The sequence below is a fragment of the Bradyrhizobium algeriense genome (assembly GCF_003062295.1).
GTDB lineage: Bacteria > Pseudomonadota > Alphaproteobacteria > Rhizobiales > Xanthobacteraceae > Bradyrhizobium > Bradyrhizobium algeriense.
Window position 1 is genome coordinate 1 of record NZ_PYCN01000172.1, and the last position, 776, is coordinate 776.

A 776-nucleotide genomic window follows, 5' to 3' on the forward strand; every position below is an offset into this window, starting at 1 on the left:
CACTGATCGACCGGCCACGCAGCGGGCGGCCTCGCCGTCACCCGAGGCTTACGCCGCAGCGGCTGGCGGCGGCCCTGGCGCGCGACCCGCGCCGCTGCGGCTACCAGGCTACGAGCTGGACGGTGCCGCTGCTGGCGCACGACCTAGGCCGGTTAATTCACGGCGCCCCATCTGAGATTGGCTGTACGAGCCTTGCTGGCAAAGTTGACCGGATTTCAGGCATGTCCTCACCACCTCCAGGCGTTCTGCTTGGCGGATGAGAGCGGCGCGTTTGCAGGTGGACGGGCAAGGGCTCGGGTCAGGGGGCGTGTGCGCCCCGTTCGTCAGGTGACGAGGCGTGGCAGACGGCCGAGGACCAGCCGCAGGACGGTTTGGTCAGGACAGGCGCTCGGCAGGTGCAGCCGGATCTGGGTCTTCAGTTCAACCACCCGGGCGGCAATCTTGATCAGCCGCAGCCGCAAGGTGTCAAATTGCGCCAGCCGCCAGAGCGAGCGCTTCGGCATCCTCGCGCGCAGGCCCCACATCAGCCAATAGGCGCCCGCATGCAGAAACAGACGGAACTGGTTCGCCGTCGCCCGAGGGCACGACGTGCGGTCGGCCGCCAGGTGGGTTTTCCAGGCCTTGATGTGGTTTTCCGCCGTGCCGCGCCGACAGGAGATCCGCTCATAGAGCGTTCTGGCTTTGCCGCCGGCAAGATTGGTGACGATGAACCGGGTGTCGCTGCCCTGCTCGCCCGCTTCCACACGAGCGATGATACGCTCGACCCGGCTCCAACT

2 protein-coding genes are annotated in these 776 nt (G+C 67.3%); one reads left to right on the plus strand and one right to left on the minus strand.

Going from position 1 to position 776, the window contains the following annotated elements:
- The coding region (locus tag C7G61_RS46885; protein WP_420836854.1) for a hypothetical protein at positions 1-260 on the plus strand (260 nt) is incomplete at its 5' end.
- A 63-nt stretch (positions 261-323) separates the two neighbouring features.
- On the opposite strand, the gene C7G61_RS42945 is transcribed toward C7G61_RS46885, so the two are convergent.
- On the minus strand, positions 324-776 hold a 453-nt coding region (locus C7G61_RS42945; protein ID WP_190242286.1), incomplete at its 5' end, for a transposase.